The sequence below is a fragment of the Deinococcus pimensis DSM 21231 genome, assembly GCF_000519345.1.
Lineage (GTDB): Bacteria > Deinococcota > Deinococci > Deinococcales > Deinococcaceae > Deinococcus_A > Deinococcus_A pimensis.
Map to the genome: position 1 here is coordinate 34,711 of NZ_KI912641.1, position 903 is coordinate 35,613.

The window sequence follows — 903 nt, forward strand, 5'->3', positions numbered from 1 at the left end:
GCGTTCCCGCCCGCTTCCCGGCGCTCAGCCCGCGCCGCCGGGCGTCGCCTGCCTCGGCGCCGCCGAGGATTGCGCCGCCTGGATGGCCGTCAGGGCGATGGTGTAGACGATGTCGTCCACGAGCGCGCCGCGCGACAGGTCGTTCACGGGCTTGCGCAGGCCCTGCAGCATCGGCCCGACGGAGACGACGTTCGCGCTGCGCTGCACGGCCTTGTAGGTCGTGTTGCCCGTGTTGAGGTCCGGGAAGATGAACACCGTCGCGCGGCCCGCCACGCGGCTCTCCGGGGCCTTCTGCCGTCCGACGCTCTCCACGCTCGCCGCGTCGTACTGCATGGGCCCGTCGATCATCAGGTCGGGGCGCAGTTCGCGCGCGATGCGCGTCGCCTCGGAGACCTTCTCGACGTCCTCGCCCGCGCCGCTCGTGCCGGTGGAGTAGCTGATCATCGCGACGCGCGGCTCGATGCCGAAGTTCACGGCGCTCTCCGCGGAGCGGATCGCGATGTCCGCGAGCTCCTCGGCGGTGGGGTTCGGGTTGATGGCGCAGTCGCCGTACACGAGGACCTGATCGGGCATCAGCATGAAGAACACGCTGGACACGAGCTTCGCGTCCGGGGCGGTGCGGATGAGCTGCAGCGCGGGCCGCACGGTGTTCGCGGTGGTGTGCACCGCGCCCGACACGAGCCCGTCCACCTCGTCCTGCGCGAGCATCATCGTGCCGAGCACGACGGTGTCCTCCAGCTGCTGCTCCGCCATGGGCGCCGTGAGGCCCTTGCTGCGGCGCAGGTTCACGAGGGGCTCCACGTAGCGCGGGCGCAGTTCCTCCGGGTCGAGGATCTCGAGGTCGGGCGGCAGCGTGAGGCCCTGCGCGGCCGCGACGGCGCGCACCGCGTCGGGCCGGGCGAG

The 903-nt window shown here is 72.2% G+C and carries 1 protein-coding gene; it reads right to left on the reverse strand.

The window, feature by feature from the left end; genetic code table 11:
• Positions 1-24: 24 nt before the first annotated feature.
• A partial coding sequence (gene pta, locus DEIPI_RS30495) for a phosphate acetyltransferase (protein ID WP_045234156.1) occupies positions 25-903 on the reverse strand: 879 nt, incomplete at its 5' end.